The sequence below is a fragment of the Bradyrhizobium sp. U531 genome, from assembly GCF_051710265.1.
Classification (GTDB): domain Bacteria; phylum Pseudomonadota; class Alphaproteobacteria; order Rhizobiales; family Xanthobacteraceae; genus Bradyrhizobium.
Map to the genome: position 1 here is coordinate 1960551 of NZ_JASVEN010000001.1, position 21568 is coordinate 1982118.

The following is a 21568-nucleotide window of genomic DNA, read 5'->3' on the forward strand; positions in this document are numbered from 1 at the left end:
TGCACAAGAGGGGCGATGACACCGCTCTCGCCTCTCGCCTCGGCCTGGACCCGTTCGAAGCCGCCCTTGCTGCGGTTTCTGGACAATTGCCTCAACGAATTCTCGGCCGAGACCTCGGGCCACGTCGCCGATTACATTCCCGAGCTGAGCAAGGCCGACCCTGCCTATTTTGGCATCAGCCTCGCCACCCTGGACGGCCATGTCTATGAGGTCGGCGATTCCAGGGTGCCCTTCACCATCCAGTCGATGTCAAAGCCGTTCGTGTTCGCGCTGGCGCTGGACCTGCTTGGCGCGGCCAAGGTCGAGAGCGCGATCGGCGTCGAGCCCTCGGGCGACCCCTTCAACTCGATCCGGCTCAATTCCGAGAACCATCCGTTCAACCCGATGGTCAATGCCGGCGCTATCGCCTGCACCGGGCTGATCTATGACAGCAAGGGCGCGGAGGCCTTCGAGCAGATCCGCCTTGCGCTCGGCCGTTTTGCCGGGCGCGACCTCGCCGTAGACGAGGCCGTCCACGCCTCGGAAAGCCAGACCGGCGACCGCAACCGCGCCATCGGCTATCTGCTCAAGACCAACGCGGTGATCTCCGACAACGTCGCCGCCGTGCTCGACGTCTATTTCCGGCAATGCGCCGTGCTGGTCACCGCGCGCGACATTGCGGTGATGGCGGCAACCCTCGCCAATCGCGGCGTCAATCCCGTCACAGGCGAGCAGGTGCTGACGCCTTACGCGATCTCGCGCACGCTGTCGGTGATGACGTCCTCGGGCATGTACGACTATGCCGGCGAATGGATCTACCGCATCGGCATTCCCGCCAAGAGCGGCGTCGGCGGCGGCATCCTGGCCGCGCTCCCGGCCCGGCTCGGGCTCGGCAGCTATTCGCCGAGGCTTGACAAGCATGGCAACAGCGTGCGCGGCATCAAGGTCTGCGAGGCGCTGTCCTCGCATTACGATCTGCACATGCTCAATCGCAGCGACGACGCCCGCAATGCCGTCATCGCCGACTACGACATCGGCAAGAGCCCGTCGCGCCGTGTCCGACGCCCGCAGGAGCGCGAGATCCTGACCGCGCACGACCAAGCGGTGCGCGTGATCGAGCTGGTCGGCGTGCTGTCCCTGTCGGCGGTCGACTACGTGACACGCAGGCTTGCAGGGCAGCAGCGTCCGCAGATCGTCGTGTTCGACCTGCACCGCGTTACCTCCACCACGCGCGCGGGCGCGCGGCTGATCGCCGAAGCTTTCGAGGAGCTCGCGGCGTTGAATGTCATCGTCGTGATTTCAGGGGTCCGGCGTGCCTCGAAGCAATGGGACTCTCTACGGGAATGGTCGGCCGAGCTGAAGAACGTCCGTGACTTCTACCTGCTCGACGCCGCGATCGAATGGGCCGAAGACCAGATCGTCTACCGCTATGGCGGCTCGATCGACTTTCACGAGACCACCGAGCTTGGCGAGCAGCCGCTGCTCGAGGGGCTCAGCGAGGACGAGCTGACGGACCTCGCCGCGATCTGCACCATCCGCGCCTATCAGTCGGGCGCGAAGATCCTCGCCACGGGCGATCCGGCCGATTCCCTGTTCTTCCTGCGCAGCGGCGCCGTGCACGTCACGCTGCGCGACGGCGTGCGGCTGGCGACGCTCACCGCCGGCATGGCGTTCGGCGAGATGGCGCTGCTGGAGCCGGCGCGCTCGGCCGACGTCTTCGCCGACATGGCAGCGACCGCCTTCGAGGCTCCCCTGACGGAGTTCGAACGCTTCCGCCAGCAGCACCCGCGCGCCAGCGAGCGCATCATGCGCAACCTCGCCCAGCTCCTTGCCGACCGCCTCATCGTCGCCAATGCTAAGGTTGATATCTTGACGTCGACATGAGCCTCATTCGCAATGAGGTTGTTATGCCCGGGCTTCCATCTCACACTTAAACTACCGGCTCGCCGCCTCGCTCAGCCGCCGCTTGATCTTCGCCGCGCTCTTGTCGAGCAGCTCGGACGGCTTCTGGCCGGTCGCGGCGCACAGGCAGGCCCAGTAATAGACGACGTCGCCGAGCTCATCGACGAGCCCGGCCTTGTCGAGCCAGTCGTCGCGCAGCAGCTTCTTGATGTGCTCGGCGACCTCGCCGGCTTCACCGGCGAGGCCGAGCCCGAGATAGGACAGCCGCTCGTTGGACGGATGCTCATCGACCTTGGCAATGGTTGCGGCCCAGGCCGCGTAGTCGTCGATCGTCATCGGCATCCCTCGCCGCGTCTTTGGGGTCAGCCGACCACTTCAGTGACCGGCTGGAGATCGATCTCGAACGTCTCCAGGAATTTCGACGTCATGATGTAGAACCCGACCGAGAGCTGCAGCTCGACCAATGCGGCGGGCGTCAGCTTCGACGCGATCGCCTTGAAGGTCGCGTCGGTCGGCTTCTTCAGCTTGACGATCTCGTCGGTGAAGGCGAGCGCAGCGCGCTGCGTCTCATCAAAACACTTGGCGGCCTGCCAGTTCTCCAGCGCCTCGTTCTGCGCGTCAGTCACGCCGACATTCTTGCCGATGCGCTTGTGCGCGACGATCTCGTACGGCGCCTCGCACAGGATGCCGGTGCGGGTGATCGCAAGCTCGCGCACGACAGGGTCGAGCTCGCCCTTGTGCCGGATGGCGCCGCCGAGGCGGCAATATTGCTCGAAGTAGCTCGGCGAGTGCGCCATCATGCGGAAGATGTTGGCGTTGCGGTTCTTATCGAGGATCTCGCGCGTGCGGTCGGATGCCTTGGACGGGTCGCTGTAATCGATGCGGGCCATGATTTTCCTGAAGTTTTTCTGAGTTTTTGATGCTCATTGTCGTTGCCGGGATAGGTCCTCAAAAACTCTATTCGTGCGTGGACGCAGGAGCAACAACATCGAGTCAAAATGCCGCCGCATTGCTGATCGACCTTGGCACAGTCGATATTCGCCGCGTGGGGACAAATCGCGGTGAATACTCGCAAGGGGTGTTCCGAGTAAAATAATTGGCCGTCTTTGCGCTTCACCGTGCATCGATGAGTCACGCCCAAGTCTAGGGAGAAAACGGCATGAAGGAAGCCACCAAGGGGGCGGCCTCGGGAGCGCTCGCGCATATGCTGGCGGTGACGGCGATGCTCGTCATCGCCAGCATCTTGTTCTACGGGCGTTAGTTCAGAGTTTGAGAGTTTTCGTCATTCCGGGGTGGCTCTCGCACAGGCCAGGCCCAGAATCCCGTTCCAGGCTCGGTCGTATGACCGCCCCCGAATGACGAATCCCATCTTTGGCGTGTAGCCCGGATGGAGCGTAGCGCAATCCGGGAAAGTCGTTCCGCGAGGCGAGAGCCCCGGATTTGGCTGCGCTCCATCCGGGCTACATTCGAATTTCACTATTTGGCTTTCGCAAAGAACGGCACCAGCTTGCCGGCGAACGGCTTGAAGCTCGCGACGACCGAATCGCCGATGGCAAGGTCGTTCTCGCCGTGGGCCATCATGCGGAACCCTTCGGCGCAATCCACCAGCAGGACGTTGTAGGGCACGTGCGCGCGCGTCTCGGGCGTCGCGGCGCGGCAGACCAGCGAAGTGGCGTAGACCCTTCCCTCGCCGCTGGCGCGCTGCTCGCGCGAATCCGATTCGCCGCACGCCGCGCAGAAGGCGCGGTGGAAATACTGGACATGCCCGCATGAGGCGCAGGTCTGGTAGGTGATGGCCTCTTCGCCCTTGGTCCAGTCGGCCAGACGCTCGCTCATCTCACCCGCTCCAGGAACATGCTCACGTGGGACGACAGCACGCCGCCATCGCCATGCAGCAGCGCGATCGAGGCATCGCGCACCTGCCGGTTGGCCGCCCGTCCTGTCATCTGCAGATGCGCCTCGACCAGATGCGCCATGGCACCGCCGACACCGCAATGGCCGTAGCTGAGCAGGCCGCCATGGGTGTTGAGCGGCATGGCCCCGTCGCGACCGAAATGACCCGCACGCACGCTCGCGGCGGCCTCACCGCGGCCGGCCAGGCCGAGGTCTTCCAGCAGCATCGCGAGCGTGATGGTGAAGCTGTCGTAGATCGCGGCGTAGCGCACGTCGGAGATCGCAAGGCCGGTAGCCTCCTTCGCGCGCGCGATGGAGATCTCGGCGCCGAGCTCGCTGAGTGCGGGCGCGGCCGTGACATGCTGATGGGTGTGGGCCTGCGCGCAGCCGCGGATGCGCACGCCCGCCTCGCCGGTCCGCTCGCGGCTGATGACGAAGGCGGCACCGCCGTCCGACACCGGGCAGCAGTCGAGCAGTTTCAGCGGCATCGCCACGGGCTTCGAGGCCATGACGTCGGCGACTGTGATGGGATCGTGGAATTGCGCGCCGGGATGTGTGCAGGCGTGGGCGCGCATCAGCACGGCGAATTCGGCGAGGTCCTGTTCGGTTACGCCGTATTCGTGCATGTAGCGCGTGGCGACCAAGCCGTAATAGGCGGGAATGGTCGGACCGAGCGGCACCTCGTAGTCGGGGTGGCCGACCTGCGCGAGCGCCTGGATCGAGGCATCGCGGCTCTGCCCGGTGAGGCGGTTCTCGCCGGCGACGACGAGCACGTTGCGGCAGACGCCCGACACGACGAGATGATGGGCCAGCATCGTCATCGCCAGCCCCGTGGCGCCGCCGACCTGCACGGCGTGGGCATAGGACGGACGGATACCAAAATGCTCGGCGAAGACGGTGGCGAGCATGATGTGCGGCGAGACTGTGGAGTAACCGCAGAGGATGCCGTCGATCTCGGAGCGCTTGAGCCCAGAATCGTCGAGCGCGGCCTGCGCGGCCTTGCTCATCAGGTCGAGCGAGGACGAACCTTCATGCTTGCCGAAGGACGTAAGGCCGACGCCGGTGATGAAGCTCATCGTGCTCTCTCCTCGTCATTCCGGGGCGCGACGAAGCCGCGAGCCCGGAATCCATACTCCCGATGGTGGTTATGGATTCCAGGCTCGCGCCAAGGGGCGCGCCCCAGAATGACGGATGAGAGATTTTTCGCCATCAATCGCCCCCTACTCCGGCGCCGAGCGCGTGACGTCGTCGCGGACCATGGCGGCGATCTCAGCTTCGGAATAGCCGATCTCGCGAAGAATCTCCGCGCCGTGCTCGTTGAGACGCGGCGCCAGCCGGACCGGCTCGGCCTCGGTCTCCGACCAGGTCGCGGTCACCTTCATGCTGCGGATCGCGCCCTCCGTCGGATGCGTCACGACCGGAAAGAAGTTGGTCGCCTCCAGATGCTCATCGTGCAGGATGGAGCCGAGATCGTGCATCGGCATGACGGGCACGTCCGCCTTCGTGAGCAGGTCAATCCACTCGGCGGTGGTGCGCATCTCGAAGATGCGGGCGAGCTCAGCATAGACGACATCGATATTGGCAGCGCGGCCGGCGAAGGTTGCGAATTTGGGATCGGCGCGGAGATCCTCGCGCCCCGTCGCCTTGAAGAAATTCTCCCACTGCTTGTCGTTGTAGACGATGACGCTGAGATAGCCGTCCGAGGTCTTGTAGGGCCTGCGGTCGCGCGAGAGGTGGCGGGCATAGCCGCCCTTGTCGAGCGGCGGCTCATAGGTGAGGCCGCCCATGTGGTCGCCCATGACGAAGCCCGCCATGGTTTCGAACATCGGGATATCGACGCGCTGGCCGCGCCCGGTGCGGTCGCGGTGCACCAGGCTGGCGCAGATCGCCCCGACGGCGGTGAGGCCGACGATGCGATCGACCAGCGCGTTCGGCACGTAGCGCGGCACGCCGTCTCCGGTCTGCGCCATCAAGGCGGGCAACGCGGTGGCACCCTGGATCAAATCATCATAGGCGGGCTTCGCCGCGTAAGGCCCGTCCTGTCCGAAGCCGAACACGCCGGCATAGACGAGGCGCGAGTTGATGGCGGAGACGACATCGTAGCCGAGCTGAAGCCGCGCCATCGCCTGCGGACGGACGTTGTAGACGAGGACGTCGGCGTCCTTCAGGAGCCGCAGCACGGCCTCGCGCCCGGCGGGCTTCTTCAGGTCGAGGCAGATCGAGCGTTTGCTGCGGTTGGTGTTGAGGAACACCGGCCCCATGCCGGCATGGCGCATCGGACCGATCAGGCGGGTGACGTCGCCGTCGAGCGATTCCACCTTGATTACGTCAGCGCCGTAATCGCCGAGCATCTGGGTCGCATACGGGCCCATCAGCACGGTGGTCATGTCGACGACCTTGATGCCCTTCAGCGGCCCCATGGTTCGCTCCCGATTGCGCGAAGGGCTCAAGGATCGGCCCCGCGATTTCGGTCCAGCTAAGGGCAGTGATGCCGCGCGCGCAAGGGCGGCCGGCGTATGGCCGCATGCGTCGCGCGGTGATACCGGCCGCTATTTCTTCTGGCGGGATTCGCGGATCTTGAGGAGTCTGTCGAGCTCGTCGTTCTGCTGGCTGATCCGGTCGGCAATACGCGACTCGTTCTGCTCGCCTGAAGCAGCAGCGGCCTGCTCGATGAGCTGGCGGATATTGTCCTCGAGGATCGCGATGCGATCGTTGAGTGCGTCGATGGAGAGAGAGTCTTCGTAGTCATTGCTCATGATGCGCGTCTCGCCAATCAATCAGGAGCGTTAAGGTGGGCCAAGCGAAGCGGGCCCACCATGATCTAACGCAAGGAATGTAGGGTGGATTAGCCGAAGGCGTAATCCACCAACTTGGTCGCCGTGGAAAGCAAAGCGGTGGGTTACGCCTTCGGCTAACCCACCCTACGCACCTACGAGGCCTACTTCAGCGGCTCCAGCACGGAGACGTAGTTCGCGACCGCAGCACCGCCCATGTTGAAGATGCCGCCGAGTTTTGCGTTCTTCAGCTGCATGCCCTCGGGCGCCTGGCCTGCCAGCTGCATCGCGGTCATCACATGCATGGAGACGCCGGTGGCGCCGATCGGATGGCCCTTCGACTTCAGGCCGCCGGACGGATTGACCGGCAGCTTGCCGTCCTTGAGCGTCCAGCCTTCCTTGATGGCGCGGGCGCCCTGCCCTCGCGGCGTCAGGCCCATCGCTTCGTATTCGATCAGCTCGGCGACCGTGAAGCAGTCATGGGTCTCGACGAAGGAGAGATCGTTGAGCGTAATGCCGGCCTTTTCCAGCGCGCGCTGCCAGGCAACGGTGCAGCCCTCGAACTGCAGGATGTCGCGCTTGGACATCGGCAGGAAGTCCTGGGCATGCGCCGTGGCGCGGAAGCCGATCGACTTGCCCATGGTCTTGGCGGTTTCGGCATCGGCCAGCACCAGGGCGGCGGCGCCGTCGGAGACCAGCGAGCAGTCGGTGCGCTTCAGGGGACCGGCGACATAGGGGTTCTTCTCGCTCTCGGCCCGGCAGAAGTCGAAGCCAAAATCCTTGCGCATCTGGGCGAAGGGATTGGCGACGCCGTTCTTGTGGTTCTTGGCCGCGATCAGCGCCAGCGCATCAGACTGGTCGCCGTATTTCTGGAAATAGGAGCTGGCGATCTTGCCGAACACGCCGGCGAAGCCGCCGACCGTGTCGCCGTCCTCGGGCAGATAGGACGCCTTCAGCAGGTTCTTGCCGATCTCCGGACCCGGCGTGCGGGTCATCTGCTCGACGCCGACGACCAGAACGATCTTGGCGGCGCCCGCGGCGATCGCGCGCAGGCCCTGATGCACGGCGGCGGAGCCCGTGGCGCAGGCATTCTCGACGCGGGTCGCGGGCTTGAAGCGCAGCTTCGGGTCGGCCTGGAGCACCAGCGAAGCGGTAAAATCCTGCGGCGAGAAGCCGGCGTTGAAATGGCCGAGCACGATCTCGTCGACATCGCCGGCCGAAATGCCGGCATCGGCCATCGCCTCATTGGCGACCCGGGTGACGAGGCTTTCGACGGTTTCGGTGTCGAACTTGCCGAACGGCGTATGCGCCCATCCGACGATGCTGGCAGTCATGGTCATGTCTCCCTGGGGGTCTCTTCCTGAGCTAAGTCTTAGCTGAGGGATGGCAAGACTTCACGCGCCTTTCAGGGCCTGAAGCGTGCGCTGGCAGATGGCAGTTATGCCGGCCCAGTTCCCGCTCCTGATCTCCGCCGTCGGGCACAGCCAGGAACCGCCGACCGCGACCACATTGGGCTCGGCGAGCCAGGTGGCCGCATTGGCCTCCCCGACCCCGCCGGTCGGGCAGAACCGGACGTTCGGGAACGGCCCACCGAGGGAGCGCAGACCCTTGATGCCGCCGGCCTGCTCGGCCGGGAAGAATTTTGCGACGTCAAAGCCATGCGACAGCGCCATCATCAGCTCGGACGCCGTTGCGATGCCCGGTGCGAACGGCAGGGAGCTGTGGGCCGCGGCCTTCAGCAGATCGGGGGTCAGGCCCGGGCTGATGCCGAACGCGACGCCGAGCTTCTCGACCCGGGTGAAGTCGGCCGGATTGAGGATCGTGCCGATGCCGACTACCGCCTCGGGGACCTCGGCCATCACCGCCCTCGCCGCCTCGATCGCCACGGGCGTGCGCAGGGTCACCTCCAGCGTGCGGATGCCGCCGGCGACCAGCGCGCGCGCCAGCGGCACGGCATCCTGGATGCGCTCGATGGTGAGGACGGGAATGACGGTCGCAGCCTTGAACAGCGCGACGAGGTGGTTCTGTTGGGCAGCTGTGGGCATCTCAGGGATCTTTTCGTTGTCGTGCGTCGCTTTGCTTCGTCGCCTACTTGGTCGCTTGACGCGTCGGTGTCGACCGGTGCCGCTTCTTCGGCGGCATGGCATAGCCCGGAATGATGGCGCCGGCATAGCAGATCACGACGCTGGCGAGGCGATGACCGGCCTGGGCTGCCTCGACCGGATCGGAACCGGCAAGCCGGGCCGCGATATAGGCGGCGGCGAAGCTGTCGCCGGCCGCCGTGGTGTCGACGACGGGATTGGTCATGGGCTCGGCGCGAACCTCGTGGGTCGCCCCGGGGAAGCGCAACAGGCTGACCGGCTCGGCGAGACGGAACACCAGCTCCGAAGTCGGGATGCGCGCCATCAACTGCTCGTGGCTTTCGCCCGGATAGAGCGCCAGCAGATCCTCGGTCGAGGTCAGCACGATGTCGGCGGCGGCAAAGGCCGCGGCAAACACCTCGCGCGCGACATCGCGGTCCGGCCAGCCGCGTGCACGAAAATTGGTGTCGAACACGAAGCGGGTGCCGAGCAGGCGCGCGCGCTTGATCGCCGCGAACAGGCGGTCGCGGCCGGCGGAATCGTAGATCGAGAGCGTGATCGCCGAGAGATAGACAATGTCGTAGCTCATCAGCGAGTTGAGCAGCTCGTCGGTCTCCGGCAGGCTCATCAGCTGCCGCGCCGCTGCGCTGTCGCGCCAGTGGAAGAACTGGCGCTCGCCCTTCGCATCCGTCTGGATCATGTAGAGACCGGGCAGCTTGCCCGCGAGCCGGGCGACGCGCCGCGTGCCGACGTTCTCCGCATTCCAGGCGGCGATCATCTCGTCGCTCAGGGCATCGTCCCCGAGCGCAGTGAGGTAGTCGACCTTGACCTCGAGCCGCGCGAGATACACGGCGGTGTTGAGGGTGTCGCCGCCGAAGCCGCGTGAGTACAGCCCGCCGCCCTGCCCGGCAGACGCGCCGCTTTGCGCCTGCCGAAGCTCGACCATGCATTCGCCGATGCAAGCAACGCTCGCCATCACCAGGGCCCGCTCTGCCGGAGATCAGGCGACGAAATTGCCGCCGAGCTCGTCTTCGATGTGAATGCGGATGATGTCGTCGAAGGTCTTCTCGGCGGTGGTGAAGCCGAGCTCGAGCGACCGCTTGGCGTTGAAGTTGCGCGGCCAGCCGCCGACGATGCCGACGATGAACGGATCAGGCTCGCGCTTGATGCGGGAAGCGACCTTTTCACCCGCCACCCGCGTCAAGGCGGCGATCTGCTCGCCGACCGTCGCCGACAGGCCCGGCATGGTCAGGTTGCGGCGCGGGCCGACCTTTTCGAGGTCCATGGTGCCGGCGTGGAGCAGGAAGCCGACCGCCGAGCGCGGCGTGGCGTGCCAGTGGCGGACGTCCTCGGACACCGGCAGGATCGCTTCCTTGCCGGCCAGCGGCTCGCGCAGGATGTTGGAGAAGAAGCCCGATGCCGCCTTGTTGGGCAGGCCGGGACGGATGCAGATGGTCGGCAGGCGGATGCCGATGCCGTCGAGGAAGCCGCGGCGAGAATAGTCGGCCAGCAGCAATTCGCCGATCGCCTTCTGCGTGCCGTAGCTGAGCAGCGGGGTGTGGAAGAACTCGTCGCCGATCGCATCCGGGAACGGAGCGCCGAACACCGCGATCGAGGACGTGAACACCACGCGCGGCTTGTAGCCGCCGCCGACGAGCCTGACAGCGTCGAGCAGCATCCGCGTGCCGTCGAGATTGATGCGGTAGCCCTTGTCGAAGTCGAGCTCGGCTTCGCCCGAGACGATCGCGGCGAGATGGAAGATCACGTCGGGCCGGCCGGCGATCAGCTTCTCGGCCGCGCCGGGGACCGCGAAATCGCCCGACACCGTCTCGACGGCGAAACCGGCCTTCTCGGGCTTTTTCGGCTCGACCACGTCATGCATGGTCAGTTTGGTGATGTCGCTCTTGCCGAGCCGGCCGTCACGCAGCAGCCGTTCACAGAGTTTGCGGCCGACCATGCCGGCAGCGCCCAGAACCAGAATGTGCAAGAGCTTACTCCTTGTTTATTGGCCGGGGTGCGCCGCTCCTGGCGCGCCCTCGGCAAGCCCCGCGATCACTCCTTCACGGCGCCGGTCATCGCGGACACATAATGCTCCACGAAGAAGGCGTAAAGGATGACGAGCGGCAGCGATCCTGCCAAGGCTCCCGCCATCAGCGATCCCCAGCGATAGATGTCGCCGTCCACGAACTCGTTGACGATCGCGACCGGCACCGTCTTGTTGCTGGTCGATTGCAGGAACGTCAGGGCGTAGATGAACTCGTTCCAGCACAGCGTGAAGCAGAAGATGAAGGCCGAGATCAGGCCGGGAATGGCGAGCGGCAGCACGATCTTGACCAAGATCTGCCAGCGGCTCGCCCCGTCGATCAGCGCGCATTCCTCGAGCTCGAACGGGATGGTCTTGAAGTAGCCCATCAAGAGCCAGGTCGAGAACGGGATCAGGATGGTCGGATAGGTCAGGATCAGGGCCAGCGGCGAGTCGAACAGGCCGTACTGGAACACAACGGTCGCGAGCGGAATGAACAGGATCGACGGCGGCACCAGATAGGCGAGGAAGATCAGGCCGCCGACGAGATTGGCGCCCTTGTAGCGCAAGCGCACGATCGCATAGGCCGCGAGCACCGATGCGACGATCGAGAGAATCGTGGCGCAGATCGCCACATACATCGTGTTCCAGAGCCAGTGCGGATAATAGCTCTCGAACAGCAGCTTGTGGAAATGCTTGAAGGTCGGATTCCAGGTCCAGAACGGGTTGAACCTGTCGAGATCGAGCAATTGGTCGTCCGGCTTCACCGAGGTCAGCGCCATCCAGTAGAACGGAAACAGCAGCACGACGACGATGATGGTGAGCGGCAGGTACAGCGTCACGAGCCGGCGCGGCACCGATTGCAGATAGCTCATGCCCTCGCTGTTATCGACGCGCGCGGGCGTCGCCAGGACGGACTTAAGGTCGACTTTCGAGGCAGGAAGATCAGTCATTGTTTTCCCCCTGCTGCCACTTGCGACGCTGCAGGCCGAACCAGGACACCATGATCGCGGCGAGCAAGAACGGGATCATGGCGCTGGAGATCGCCGCACCCTCGCCGAGCTGGCCTGCGATGATCGCGCGCTGGTAGGACAGCGTCGCCATCAGATGGGTGGCGTTGACCGGGCCGCCGCGCGTCATCGCCCAGATCAGCTGGAAGTCCGTGAAGGTGAACAGCACCGAGAAGGTCATCACGACGGCGATGATCGGCGTCAGCAGCGGATAGGTGATAAAGCGGAAATTCTGCCAGCGGCTGGCGCCGTCGAGCGTTGCAGCCTCGTAGAGCGAGGGCGACACCGTCTGCAGGCCGGCGAGCAGCGTGATCGCGACGAACGGCACGCCGCGCCAGATATTGGCGAAGATCACGCAGATGCGTGCCCAGGTCGTATCGCCGAGGAAGTTGATGTTCTGATTGATCAGGCCGAGATGCTTCAGCGACCAGGAGATGATGGAGAATTGCGAGTCGAAGATCCACCAGAACGCCAGCGCCGAGAGCACCGTCGGCACGATGAAGGGAATCAGGACCATCGCGCGCAGCATCGCCTTGAACGGCATGTTCTCGTTCAGCAGCAGCGCGAGATAGAGCCCGATCGCGAATTTGAGGGCACTGGCGACGAAGGTGTAGAGCAGCGTATTGAACACCGACAGCCAGAAGATGGAATCGTCCCACAGCCACTCATAGTTCTCGGTGGCGACGAAGTGCCCGACGCGGCCGATGCGGGTGTCGGTGAAGGACAGCCAGATGCCAAGCCCGAGCGGATAGGCCAGGAAGAAGATCAGGAATGCCATGGCCGGCACCATGAACCAGAAGCCGAGCCAGTTACGATTGTGTTTGAGCCGGGTCCAGGCGCTGTCCTCGATCATCTGAGGCTTGGCCCGGGGAAGTGCGACATCAGCCATGCCCGATATCCCTGATCGAAATGTTGAAGAGCGGCCGGCCGATGGCCGGCCGCCCCGTGACTATCAGCGATAGATGCGCTTCAGCTGGCGCTCGGCTTCCGCCATCGCGCCCTTCGCATCCTTGGTGCCGGTGCAGTAGTTGGCGAACATGTCGACGACGATGAAGTCGGCGATGGCCGTTGCCGCTTTCTCGCCGACGTGACCGATACCGGCCGCCGGCAACGTGCGCTTGGAGGCTTGCGAGAACACCTCGTTCTTGGGATCAGCCTTCCAGATCGGCGCCGACTCGTAGCCGTTCAGGGTCTGGGTCAGATAGCCCTGCGCGCCGTCCAGCCACTTCTCGTAGTTCTCCTTCTCCAGCATGAAGGCAACGAATGCCTTCGCCGCGTTCGGATATTTGGTGAAGTTGAAGGCGAGGATCGGCAGCGCGAGCTGCAGCTCGGTCGGCTTTCCAACCGGTCCGACCGGCCAGAGCGCGTGATAGGTGTCCTCGGCAAGCTCCTTCTTGCTGGCGTCGGTCTTGGCGGCGACGTAGATCGAGATGCCGTTCGCCGTGCAATAGAGCTCGCCGGCGAGGAACGCCTTGTTGTTGGAGGAATCGTTCCAGGACGCGGTGCCCGGAATGAAGGCCTCGTACAGCGCCTTGCAATATTCCAGCGCCTTCGCCGTCTCCGGCGAGTTGATGATGATCTTGTCGTTCTGGTCGACGGTGTAGGCGCCGTGACCCCACAGCACCCAGTGCAGCCACGAATTGCCGTCGCCCGAGGCATGACCGAGCGCGAAGCCGGCCGGCGTGTTGTTCGCCTTCAACGCCTTGCACATCTCGAGGAAGCCGGGGAAGTCCTTCGGGAATTCCTTGAAGCCGGCCTTGTCGAGTGCCGACTTGCGGTAGGTCATGTAGCCGCCGTTGGTCGCGACGGGAATGCCGAGCCAGTCGTCGCCCTGCTTGCAGGTCTTGGCCGCCGCGTCGGTCCAGCCGCCGTACTTCTTGCCGAGATAATCGGCGACGTCGTTCATCTTCAGCACTTTGGTCGGGAACAGCTGCGGCAGCGTGTGCAGGCCCCAGGCGAGGTCGAGACCGGAGCCGGTGTTGGCCGCAACCGAGGCCTTCGGCTGCACGTCCTCGAAGGACTCGCTGAACACGTTCATCTCGGTGCCGGTCGCCGCCTTGAACGCAGCAACCATCGCGTTGAACGCATCGTCTTCCGCCGGCACGAAGCGCTTCCAGCGCATCACGGTGAGCTTGGCGCCCGCCTCCGCCTTCCAGGGCGAGGTCTGCGCCCAGGCCTTGGCGAAGTCGAACAGTGCCGGCCCGGTGAGCATGCCGGTTGCAGCCAGTGCCGTGCCGCCCTGAAGCAGAGTCCGGCGGGTAAAGTCGTGCATGGTGTCCTCCCTGTGATGCTTTTTTATTGTAATGACTTAAAGCTACGCTACGCGTTCAGGCGTTTTCCCGTTGCGTCGTCGAACAAGTGCACCAGCGACGGATCGGGCTTCAGCCGGACCTTGTCGCCCGGGTTGAACTGATGGCGCTCGCGGAACACCGCGACGACCTGCTCGCCGCCGATCTTGGCAAACACCTGCGTCTCCGAGCCGGTCGGCTCGACCACGACGATCTCGGCCTCGGCGCCGTCGTCCGCGATGGTGAAATGCTCGGGCCGCACGCCGTAGACCGCAGGACGCCCGTCGGACGCCGCAGGCGCGGTCTTGAGCGGCAGCTTGACGCCGTTCGGTCCTTCGAAGGTCGCAACGCCGTTGACGCGCACATGCCCCTTCAGGAAGTTCATCGCGGGCGAGCCGATGAAGCCGGCGACGAACTGGTTGTCGGGCTTGTCGTAGAGTTCGAGCGGCGTGCCCATCTGCTCGACGATGCCGTCATGCATGACGACGATCTTGTCGGCCATGGTCATGGCTTCGATCTGGTCGTGGGTGACGTAGACGGTCGTGGTCTTCAGCCGCTGGTGCAGCTCCTTGATCTCGGTCCGCATGGCGACACGCAGCTTGGCATCGAGGTTAGACAAGGGCTCGTCGAACAGGAAGACCTGGGGATCGCGGACGATGGCGCGGCCCATGGCCACGCGCTGGCGCTGGCCGCCGGAGAGCTGGCGCGGATAGCGATCGAGCAGCGGCGCCAGCGCGAGGATCTCGGCGGCGCGCTTGACGCGCTTGTTGATCTCGTCGGCGCCGGCATTCCGCAGCTTCAGCGAGAAGCCCATGTTGTCGGCGACCGTCATGTGCGGATAGAGCGCGTAGTTCTGGAACACCATCGCAATGTCCCGCTCCTTGGGCTGGACATTGTTGACGACGCGGTCGCCGATCGAGATCGTGCCGGAGGTAATGTTCTCGAGGCCCGCGAGCATGCGCAGAAGCGTCGACTTGCCGCAGCCGGAGGGGCCAACCAGGACGACGAATTGGCCATCCTCGATCGGTACGGTCACGCCGTGCAGGACTTCAAAATTGCCGAACGATTTCCGCACGTCGCGGATTTGCACAGACGACATCTAGCTCCCTCCTCGAAAGTCCACGACGCCTTTCGCGCCGCGACCGTCTTGTTTTTTCAGACTTCGCCGAACGAAGCCCGACCTTAGCGGGCTACATTGTCAGCAGTTTGTGCGGTTTTGGCAATTTGTCTTTGGTTAGTCGTTGCTGGTAGCGCTGTCAACGTTCCTTTGTTTGCGGGACCGACTGTGTTAAGAGCAGCAAATGGGTCGAAAACGCACCAAGTCAGGCAAGATCCGGCTGGCAGAAGTCGCCGAACTTGCCGGCGTCAGCCCGATCACGGCGTCCCGCTTCTTTCGTAATCCGGAGGCCCTGTCGGTCGCCAAGCGGACGCGGGTCGAGAGCGCGGCGAAAGAGCTCGGCTATGTCCCGAATCTCGCGGCGCGTGCACTGGCTTCACAACGCACCGAGGTGATCGGCGTCCTGATCCCCTCTCTCACCAATAACGTGTTCTCGGACGTACTGCGCGGCATCTACGACGCGTCCGAAGGCAGCCGCTACTCGATCCAGCTGTCCAACACCCGTTACAGCATTCTCCAGGAAGAGAAACTGCTGCGCCTGTTTCTTGCGCAGAAGCCGGCCGGGCTGATCGTCACCGGCATCGACCAGACCACGGAATCGCGCAGCATGCTGGAGGCTGCCGACTGCCCGATCGTGCAGATCATGGAGGTCGGCCCCGATCCGGTCGACATGATGATCGGCTTTTCGCACTATGACGCAGCCCGCGCAGCGGTTGCGCACCTGTTCGAACAGGGCCGCCGCAAGATCGGCTTCGTCGGCGCGCGGATGGATCCCAGGGTGCAGCGACGGCTGGACGGATATGTCTCGGCCATGAAGGACGCTGGCCTGTTCGAGCAGCGCCTCGTCGTCACCACGGCAACACCAACCTCGGTCACGCTCGGCGGCGCCCTGTTCGCCGATCTCCTGGCGCGGGAGCCCGGTCTCGATGCGGTGTTCTGCGCCAATGACGACCTCGCGCTCGGCGTGCTCTTCGAATGCCGGCGCCGCGAGATCGCGATCCCCGACCAGATCGCGATCGTCGGCTTCAACGACCTCGAATTCATGGCCTCCGCCGTCCCTACCCTCACCAGCGTGCGCACCAACCGTTACGAGATGGGCAGCACGGCCGCGACCATGCTGATCGAGGCGATCGACGGCCAGCGCCCGGAGCGGCCAGTGCTCGATCTCGGCTTCAAGGTGATCGAGCGGCAAAGTTCGTCGCCGCGCCATTCGGACAGCAGGCCGGCCCTTTCGGCCGCGGGTGCGCCGAACAAAATGGTAGCGTTACCAAGTAGCCATGACTAATATCGTATTTGTGAGGAAACGACCCGCCAGCGGGCCAGCGATCCATCATTCGCGCCCTTGGGCATCGCACAAGCCGACACCCCGGGACTGATGTAGTTGGACGGACGCCAGTGCGTTTGCATTGCAGGAGAAACCAATGACAAAAAAGCCAACCAATGGGCACGCCCCCGCCGGCAACGGCTCTCGCCGCCACCTTCGCTCGCAGGAATGGTTCAACAACCCGCATAATCCGGGCATGACCGCGCTCTACATGGAGCGCTACCTGAATTACGGCCTGACCCGCGCCGAGCTGCAGTCCGGCAAGCCGATCATCGGCATCGCCCAGACCGGCAACGACCTCTCCCCCTGCAACCGCCACCACCTCGAGCTGGCCCACCGCGTCCGCGAGGGCATCCGCGAGGCCGGCGGCATTGCCATGGAATTCCCGACCCACCCCATTCAGGAAACCGGCAAGCGTCCGACCGCGGCGCTCGACCGCAACCTCGCTTATCTCGGCCTCGTCGAGATCCTCTACGGCTATCCGCTCGATGGCGTCGTGCTCACCACCGGCTGCGACAAGACCACGCCGGCCTGCATGATGGCGGCAGCGACCGTGAACCTGCCCGCGATCGTGCTGTCGGGTGGCCCGATGCTCAACGGCTGGCATGCCGGCGAGCGCACCGGCTCCGGCACTATCGTCTGGAAGTCGCGCGAGCGGCTCGCCGCGGGCGAGATCGACTATGAAGAGTTCATGGAGATCGTGGCCTCCTCCGCGCCCTCGGTCGGCCATTGCAACACCATGGGCACGGCCTCGACGATGAACGGCCTTGCCGAAGCGCTCGGCTTCTCGCTGCCGGGCTGCGCGGCGATCCCCGCGCCCTATCGCGAGCGCGGCCAGATCGCTTACGAGACCGGCAAGCGCGCCGTCGAAATGGTGTGGGAAGACCTCAAGCCCTCGGACATCCTGACCCGCGAGGCATTCGAGAACTGCATCGTGATCAATTCGGCGATCGGCGGCTCGACCAACGCGCCGATCCACATCAACGCGCTCGCCCGCCATATCGGCGTCGAGCTTTCGATCGAGGACTGGCAGAAGGTCGGCCACGACGTGCCGCTGCTGGTCAACATGCAGCCCGCCGGCTTCTATCTCGGCGAGGAATTCCACCGCGCCGGCGGCGTGCCGGCCGTGGTGCGCGAATTGATGAAGCACAAGCGCATCCACGAGAACGCCGTCACCGTCAACGGCCGCGGCATCGGCGAGAACTGCAAGGATGCGCCGGCCCCCGACAACGACGTGATCTGGGCCTATGACAAGCCGCTGGTGAAGGACGCCGGCTTCCTGGTGCTGAAGGGCAATCTGTTCGATTCCGCGATCATGAAGACCTCGGTCATCTCCAAGGAATTCCGCGACCGCTATCTCAGCAATCCGAAGGACCTCAACGCCTTCGAAGGCCGGGCCATCGTGTTCGAGGGGCCGGAGGACTATCACGAGCGGATCGACGATGCCTCGCTCGACATCGACGAGCGCTGCGTGCTGTTCATCCGCGGCACCGGCCCGATCGGCTACCCCGGCGGCGCCGAGGTCGTGAACATGCAGCCGCCGGCGGCGCTGATCAAGCGCGGCATCCTGTCCCTGCCCTGCATCGGCGACGGCCGCCAGTCCGGCACCTCGGGCTCGCCCTCGATCCTCAATGCCTCGCCGGAAGCCGCCGCCAATGGCGGCCTCGCGATCCTGAAGACCGGCGACAAGGTCCGTGTCGACCTCAACAAGGGCAGCGCCAACATCCTGATCTCGGACGAAGAGCTGAAGAAGCGCCACGCCGAGCTCAAGGCCAATGGCGGCTTCAAGCATCCCGAAAACCAGACGCCGTGGCAGGAGATCTATCGCAACACCGTCGGCCAGCAATCGACCGGCGCCTGCATGGAGCTCGCCACGCGCTACCAGAACGTCGCCGGCACGTTTGGCGTGGCGCGGGATAATCACTAGCAGCGACGCCGTCATTGCGAGCACGTAGCCCGGGTGAGCGAAGCGACACCCGGGACACCGCCCCGGATATCGCGCGCTCGCGCTCATCCGGGCTACGGCACCTCGCAATGACGACGTAGCAATCAATTTCAAGGTGAGGAGAAATACACATGGCAAACCGCCTCAAGGGCAAGCGCGCCGTCGTCACGGCTGCTGCCGCAGGTATCGGGCGCGCTTGCGCCATCGCATTCGCGCGTGAGGGCGCAACCGTCATCGCCACCGACATCAACGAAGCCGGGATCGCAGGGCTTACCAAGGAAGGCATCGCCGAGGTCGCCAAGCTCGATGTCCGCAACACCGCAGACGTCAACGCCTTCGCCAAGCGCGTCGGCAAGATCGACATCCTGCTCAACGCGGCCGGCTTCGTGCATCACGGCACCATCCTGGAGTGCTCGGAGGAGGATTTCGACTTCTCGTTCGACCTCAACGTCAAGTCGATGCACCGGACCATCAAGGCCTTCCTGCCCGACATGATCGCGGGCGGCGGCGGCAGCATCGTCAACATCTCGTCCTGCGCCGCGCTGCGGCCGCCGGCGAACCGCTACGTCTACAGCTCGTCCAAGGCCGCGGTGTCGCTGCTGTCGCGTGCGGTCGCGCTCGACTTCATCACCAAGGGCATCCGCTGCAACTCGATCTGCCCCGGCACCGTCGAGACGCCCTCGATGCTCGACCGCGCCGCCGCGCAAGGCCCGCAGGGCAAGGAGATGTTCGTCTCCCGCCAGAAGATGGGCCGGCTCGGCACCGCCGAGGAGATCGCCAACATGGCGATCTATCTCGGCAGCGACGAGAGCGCCTTCACCACCGGCGTCGACCTCGTCGTCGACGGCGGCTACATGCTCTGACACCGGGACAGCGGGCATGAACAAGATCGATCTCAACGGCCGCGTCGCCATCGTCACCGGCGGCGCCCAGGGCTTTGGCCGCGCCATCACCGAGCGCCTCACCGCCTCCGGCGCCAAGGTCGCGATCTGGGACTTCGATTCCGCGCTGGCCGAGAAGACCGCGAAGGAAATCGGCGGCGACACGAAAGTCTTCAAGGTCGACGTCACCGACACCGCCGCCGTCGAGCAGGCGCGCGATGCGACGCTGGCGGCGTTCGGCAAGATCGACATCCTCGTCAACAATGCCGGCATCGCCGGCGTCAACAAGCCGGTCTGGGAGACCGATCTCGAGGAGTGGCGGAAAGTCCTGCGCATCAACCTCGACGGCCCCTTCATCGTCTGCAAGGCCATCGTGCCCACGATGCTCAAGCAGAAATACGGGCGCATCGTGAACATCGCCTCGATCGCCGGCAAGGAAGGCAATCCCAACGCCTCGCACTATTCGGCGTCCAAGGCCGGACTGATCGCGCTGACGAAGTCGCTCGGCAAGGAGCTCGCCGCGCATGACATCCTCGTCAATGCGGTAACGCCGGCGGCCGCCAAGACCGCGATCTTCGACCAGATGACGCAACAGCATATCGACTTCATGCTGTCGAAGATCCCGAAGGCTCGCTTCGTGCTGGTCGAAGAGCTCGCCGCGATGGTGGCCTGGCTCGCATCCGAAGATTGTGCCTTCTCGACGGGCGCAGTGTTTGATATCTCCGGCGGACGGGCGACCTATTGAAGCTGGGGCCGCCCCTCGAAGGGGCGGACCATGCGGCTCGGGCGTGATTTCGGGCGTCGGGATTTCGTGAAGCTCGCGGCTGGCGCAGGCGCGCTGCCGCTGCTGTCATCGACGACATCGGCCCAACTCGCGCCCAACCCGCCGAGCATCCGCCCGCCCTCGCCGGCCGAGCGCGCCGCCATGGCACGGCTCGCGCACAGCTTCATGGACAAGTACGGGGTTCCGGCGCTGTCGGTCGCGATCGGGTATGCCGGCACCATTGTTCATGAGGACGCCTTCGGGCTTGCCGATATTGAGCGGAACGAGGCCCTGACGTCGCGGCATCTGTTCCGGATCGCCAGCGTCAGCAAGCCGATCACCTCGGTCACGATCTTCCGACTGATCGAGGAGAACCGCCTCAAACTGACGGATCGCGTGTTCGGCCCGGGCGCGCTGCTCGGCACCGATTACGGACCTCCGCCCTACTCTGCCGGTATCGACGAGATCACGCTCGAGCATCTGCTGACCCACACTGCCGGCGGCTGGAGCAACGACAACCGCGACCCCATGTTCACCCATCCCCGGATGGATCAGGCACAGTTGATCGCGTGGACGCTCGCCAACCGGCCGCTGGACCGCCCACCGGGCCAGCGCTACGCCTATTCCAATTTCGGCTATTGCGTGCTCGGGCGCGTCATCGAGAAGCTTACCGGCTGGGCCTATGCCGAGCAGGTCCGCACCGACGTGCTGGCGCGCTGCGGCGTCACCGACATGGCGATCGCCGACGACAGGCGCGAGCAGCGCCAGGCCAATGAAGTCGTCTATTACGGTCAGGGCGAAAATCCCTACGCCATGAACGTCCGGCGAATGGATTCCCATGGCGGCTGGATCGCGACGCCGGCGGATATCGTCCGACTTCTGATGCATGTCGGCGGCTTCACGCGGCCGGCGAACATCCTGCGGCCGCGCACCATCGAGGTCATGACCACCGCGCCCAGCTACAGTCCGGACTATGCCAAGGGGTTCGCAGTCAACAAATTCGGCAATTGGTGGCACAATGGCAGTCTGCCGGGCACGAGCACGATAGCCGTGCGCACCCATGGCGGCTTCTGTTGGGCCGCCTTCACCAATACCAGACGCAGGAATTCCGACATGGACGGCGAGCTCGACAATCTCAACTGGAACATGGCGCGCCAGGTCGGCGAATGGCGGGTGTCGTGATGATCCACGAAGGCGGGTGCCTGTGCGGCGCGGTACGGTTCAAGGCGGAGGGCGCGCCGCTCAACGTCCGCGTCTGCCATTGCCGTCTCTGTCAGAAGGCGATGGGCGCGCCCTTCTTCGCCCGCGCGCAGTTCGACCAGCGCTCGCTCACCGTCGAGGGTGAGACGGAGCGCTATGCCTCATCCGAGGCCATCGACCGGGTGTTCTGCAAGCGTTGCGGAACGCGCCTGTTCGCGTGGCGGCGCAACGGCACGCTGGCGGGCGTGTCGCTTTCCGCCTTCGACGACCGCAACGCCTTCGCGCCGACCGAGCACATCTGGATCTCGGAAAAGCCCGCCTGGCTGAAGCTCGACGACGGACTGGTGCAATATCAGGGGACGATCCCGGCGTGACGTCGGGCGCGGCG

Annotated in this window: 22 protein-coding genes; 8 read left to right on the plus strand and 14 right to left on the minus strand. The window is 64.8% G+C overall.

What is annotated here, in order from left to right:
* The first annotated feature begins 15 nt into the window (after positions 1–15).
* A complete protein-coding gene (gene glsA, locus QRQ56_RS09670; protein ID WP_438739338.1) occupies positions 16–1863 on the plus strand; it encodes a glutaminase A in 1848 nt (615 codons plus the stop codon).
* 51 nt (positions 1864–1914) lie between these two features.
* On the opposite strand, the gene QRQ56_RS09675 is transcribed toward glsA, so the two are convergent.
* Complete coding sequence (locus QRQ56_RS09675; RefSeq protein ID WP_438739339.1) at positions 1915–2217, minus strand: nucleoside triphosphate pyrophosphohydrolase family protein; 303 nt, start codon at positions 2215–2217, stop codon at positions 1915–1917.
* A 26-nt stretch (positions 2218–2243) separates the two neighbouring features.
* Positions 2244–2771 (minus strand): carboxymuconolactone decarboxylase family protein, encoded by a 528-nt coding sequence (locus QRQ56_RS09680; RefSeq protein WP_438739340.1) that lies wholly within the window; start codon positions 2769–2771, stop codon positions 2244–2246.
* A 29-nt stretch (positions 2772–2800) separates the two neighbouring features.
* On the opposite strand from QRQ56_RS09680, the gene QRQ56_RS09685 reads away from it, so the two are divergent.
* Entirely contained in the window at positions 2801–2977 is a 177-nt protein-coding gene (locus QRQ56_RS09685; protein ID WP_438739341.1) for a hypothetical protein, read from the plus strand.
* A 380-nt stretch (positions 2978–3357) separates the two neighbouring features.
* On the opposite strand, the gene QRQ56_RS09690 is transcribed toward QRQ56_RS09685, so the two are convergent.
* The 12 genes from QRQ56_RS09690 to QRQ56_RS09745 all read right to left on the minus strand — a co-directional run bounded on the left by QRQ56_RS09690 (position 3358) and on the right by QRQ56_RS09745 (position 15049).
* Complete coding sequence (locus QRQ56_RS09690) at positions 3358–3717, minus strand: Zn-ribbon domain-containing OB-fold protein (RefSeq protein WP_438739342.1); 360 nt, start codon at positions 3715–3717, stop codon at positions 3358–3360.
* Positions 3714–4850 (minus strand): thiolase family protein, encoded by a 1137-nt coding sequence (locus tag QRQ56_RS09695; protein WP_438739344.1) that lies wholly within the window; start codon positions 4848–4850, stop codon positions 3714–3716. The genes QRQ56_RS09690 and QRQ56_RS09695 overlap by 4 nt, the downstream gene beginning before the upstream one ends.
* 144 nt (positions 4851–4994) lie before the next feature.
* Positions 4995–6194, minus strand: a complete 1200-nt coding sequence (locus QRQ56_RS09700) for a CaiB/BaiF CoA transferase family protein (RefSeq protein ID WP_438739345.1) — start codon at positions 6192–6194, stop codon at positions 4995–4997.
* 129 nt (positions 6195–6323) lie between these two features.
* A complete protein-coding gene (locus QRQ56_RS09705; protein ID WP_438739347.1) occupies positions 6324–6530 on the minus strand; it encodes a hypothetical protein in 207 nt (68 codons plus the stop codon).
* A gap of 182 nt (positions 6531–6712) precedes the next feature.
* Complete coding sequence (locus QRQ56_RS09710) at positions 6713–7882, minus strand: acetyl-CoA acetyltransferase (protein ID WP_438739348.1); 1170 nt, start codon at positions 7880–7882, stop codon at positions 6713–6715.
* A 60-nt stretch (positions 7883–7942) separates the two neighbouring features.
* Positions 7943–8593: a bifunctional 4-hydroxy-2-oxoglutarate aldolase/2-dehydro-3-deoxy-phosphogluconate aldolase gene (eda, locus tag QRQ56_RS09715; protein WP_438739349.1), complete on the minus strand. Its 651-nt coding sequence runs from the start codon at positions 8591–8593 to the stop codon at positions 7943–7945.
* A 43-nt stretch (positions 8594–8636) separates the two neighbouring features.
* Complete coding sequence (locus QRQ56_RS09720) at positions 8637–9605, minus strand: sugar kinase (protein ID WP_438739350.1); 969 nt, start codon at positions 9603–9605, stop codon at positions 8637–8639.
* A gap of 24 nt (positions 9606–9629) precedes the next feature.
* Positions 9630–10616, minus strand: a complete 987-nt coding sequence (gene denD, locus QRQ56_RS09725; RefSeq protein ID WP_438739351.1) for a D-erythronate dehydrogenase — start codon at positions 10614–10616, stop codon at positions 9630–9632.
* 65 nt (positions 10617–10681) lie between these two features.
* The gene (locus QRQ56_RS09730; protein ID WP_438739353.1) at positions 10682–11605 is read right to left on the minus strand and encodes a carbohydrate ABC transporter permease; all 924 of its coding nucleotides are present in this window, start codon (positions 11603–11605) and stop codon (positions 10682–10684) included.
* The gene (locus tag QRQ56_RS09735; protein WP_438739355.1) at positions 11598–12551 is read right to left on the minus strand and encodes a carbohydrate ABC transporter permease; all 954 of its coding nucleotides are present in this window, start codon (positions 12549–12551) and stop codon (positions 11598–11600) included. Before QRQ56_RS09735 ends, QRQ56_RS09730 begins: the two co-directional genes overlap by 8 nt.
* Positions 12552–12614: 63 nt before the next feature.
* Complete coding sequence (locus tag QRQ56_RS09740) at positions 12615–13934, minus strand: ABC transporter substrate-binding protein (protein WP_438739357.1); 1320 nt, start codon at positions 13932–13934, stop codon at positions 12615–12617.
* A 47-nt stretch (positions 13935–13981) separates the two neighbouring features.
* Positions 13982–15049, minus strand: a complete 1068-nt coding sequence (locus tag QRQ56_RS09745) for an ABC transporter ATP-binding protein (protein WP_438739359.1) — start codon at positions 15047–15049, stop codon at positions 13982–13984.
* Positions 15050–15251: 202 nt separating this feature from the next.
* On the opposite strand from QRQ56_RS09745, the gene QRQ56_RS09750 reads away from it, so the two are divergent.
* From QRQ56_RS09750 to QRQ56_RS09775, 6 genes are all read left to right on the plus strand, one after another.
* Positions 15252–16352: a LacI family DNA-binding transcriptional regulator gene (locus QRQ56_RS09750; RefSeq protein WP_438739360.1), complete on the plus strand. Its 1101-nt coding sequence runs from the start codon at positions 15252–15254 to the stop codon at positions 16350–16352.
* 136 nt (positions 16353–16488) lie between these two features.
* Entirely contained in the window at positions 16489–18318 is a 1830-nt protein-coding gene (locus QRQ56_RS09755; protein WP_438739362.1) for an IlvD/Edd family dehydratase, read from the plus strand.
* A 149-nt stretch (positions 18319–18467) separates the two neighbouring features.
* Positions 18468–19199: an SDR family oxidoreductase gene (locus QRQ56_RS09760; protein WP_438739363.1), complete on the plus strand. Its 732-nt coding sequence runs from the start codon at positions 18468–18470 to the stop codon at positions 19197–19199.
* Positions 19200–19215: 16 nt separating this feature from the next.
* On the plus strand, positions 19216–19962 hold the full coding sequence (locus tag QRQ56_RS09765; protein ID WP_438739364.1) for an SDR family NAD(P)-dependent oxidoreductase: 747 nt from the start codon (positions 19216–19218) through the stop codon (positions 19960–19962).
* Positions 19963–19992: 30 nt separating this feature from the next.
* Complete coding sequence (locus QRQ56_RS09770; protein WP_438739365.1) at positions 19993–21162, plus strand: serine hydrolase domain-containing protein; 1170 nt, start codon at positions 19993–19995, stop codon at positions 21160–21162.
* Positions 21162–21554, plus strand: coding sequence for a GFA family protein (locus tag QRQ56_RS09775; RefSeq protein WP_438740135.1), 393 nt, complete (start codon positions 21162–21164; stop codon positions 21552–21554). The genes QRQ56_RS09770 and QRQ56_RS09775 overlap by 1 nt, the downstream gene beginning before the upstream one ends.
* The last annotated feature ends 14 nt before the right edge of the window (positions 21555–21568 follow it).

Excerpts from the sequence above, each read along its gene's own strand:
- QRQ56_RS09760 (WP_438739363.1), top strand. The coding sequence starts at position 18,468 with ATGGCAAACCGCCTCAAGGGCAAGCGCGCCGTCGTCACGGCTGCTGCC.
- QRQ56_RS09690 (WP_438739342.1), bottom strand. The coding sequence starts at position 3,717 with ATGAGCGAGCGTCTGGCCGACTGGACCAAGGGCGAAGAGGCCATCACC.
- glsA (WP_438739338.1), top strand. The coding sequence starts at position 16 with ATGACACCGCTCTCGCCTCTCGCCTCGGCCTGGACCCGTTCGAAGCCG.
- QRQ56_RS09685 (WP_438739341.1), top strand. The coding sequence starts at position 2,801 with ATGCTCATTGTCGTTGCCGGGATAGGTCCTCAAAAACTCTATTCGTGC.
- eda (WP_438739349.1), bottom strand. The coding sequence starts at position 8,593 with ATGCCCACAGCTGCCCAACAGAACCACCTCGTCGCGCTGTTCAAGGCT.
- QRQ56_RS09700 (WP_438739345.1), bottom strand. The coding sequence starts at position 6,194 with ATGGGGCCGCTGAAGGGCATCAAGGTCGTCGACATGACCACCGTGCTG.
- QRQ56_RS09775 (WP_438740135.1), top strand. The coding sequence starts at position 21,162 with ATGATCCACGAAGGCGGGTGCCTGTGCGGCGCGGTACGGTTCAAGGCG.
- QRQ56_RS09680 (WP_438739340.1), bottom strand. The coding sequence starts at position 2,771 with ATGGCCCGCATCGATTACAGCGACCCGTCCAAGGCATCCGACCGCACG.
- QRQ56_RS09730 (WP_438739353.1), bottom strand. The coding sequence starts at position 11,605 with ATGACTGATCTTCCTGCCTCGAAAGTCGACCTTAAGTCCGTCCTGGCG.
- QRQ56_RS09675 (WP_438739339.1), bottom strand. The coding sequence starts at position 2,217 with ATGACGATCGACGACTACGCGGCCTGGGCCGCAACCATTGCCAAGGTC.
- QRQ56_RS09710 (WP_438739348.1), bottom strand. The coding sequence starts at position 7,882 with ATGACTGCCAGCATCGTCGGATGGGCGCATACGCCGTTCGGCAAGTTC.
- QRQ56_RS09705 (WP_438739347.1), bottom strand. The coding sequence starts at position 6,530 with ATGAGCAATGACTACGAAGACTCTCTCTCCATCGACGCACTCAACGAT.
- QRQ56_RS09740 (WP_438739357.1), bottom strand. The coding sequence starts at position 13,934 with ATGCACGACTTTACCCGCCGGACTCTGCTTCAGGGCGGCACGGCACTG.
- QRQ56_RS09720 (WP_438739350.1), bottom strand. The coding sequence starts at position 9,605 with ATGGCGAGCGTTGCTTGCATCGGCGAATGCATGGTCGAGCTTCGGCAG.
- QRQ56_RS09750 (WP_438739360.1), top strand. The coding sequence starts at position 15,252 with ATGGGTCGAAAACGCACCAAGTCAGGCAAGATCCGGCTGGCAGAAGTC.
- QRQ56_RS09765 (WP_438739364.1), top strand. The coding sequence starts at position 19,216 with ATGAACAAGATCGATCTCAACGGCCGCGTCGCCATCGTCACCGGCGGC.
- QRQ56_RS09695 (WP_438739344.1), bottom strand. The coding sequence starts at position 4,850 with ATGAGCTTCATCACCGGCGTCGGCCTTACGTCCTTCGGCAAGCATGAA.
- QRQ56_RS09755 (WP_438739362.1), top strand. The coding sequence starts at position 16,489 with ATGACAAAAAAGCCAACCAATGGGCACGCCCCCGCCGGCAACGGCTCT.
- QRQ56_RS09735 (WP_438739355.1), bottom strand. The coding sequence starts at position 12,551 with ATGGCTGATGTCGCACTTCCCCGGGCCAAGCCTCAGATGATCGAGGAC.
- QRQ56_RS09745 (WP_438739359.1), bottom strand. The coding sequence starts at position 15,049 with ATGTCGTCTGTGCAAATCCGCGACGTGCGGAAATCGTTCGGCAATTTT.
- QRQ56_RS09770 (WP_438739365.1), top strand. The coding sequence starts at position 19,993 with ATGCGGCTCGGGCGTGATTTCGGGCGTCGGGATTTCGTGAAGCTCGCG.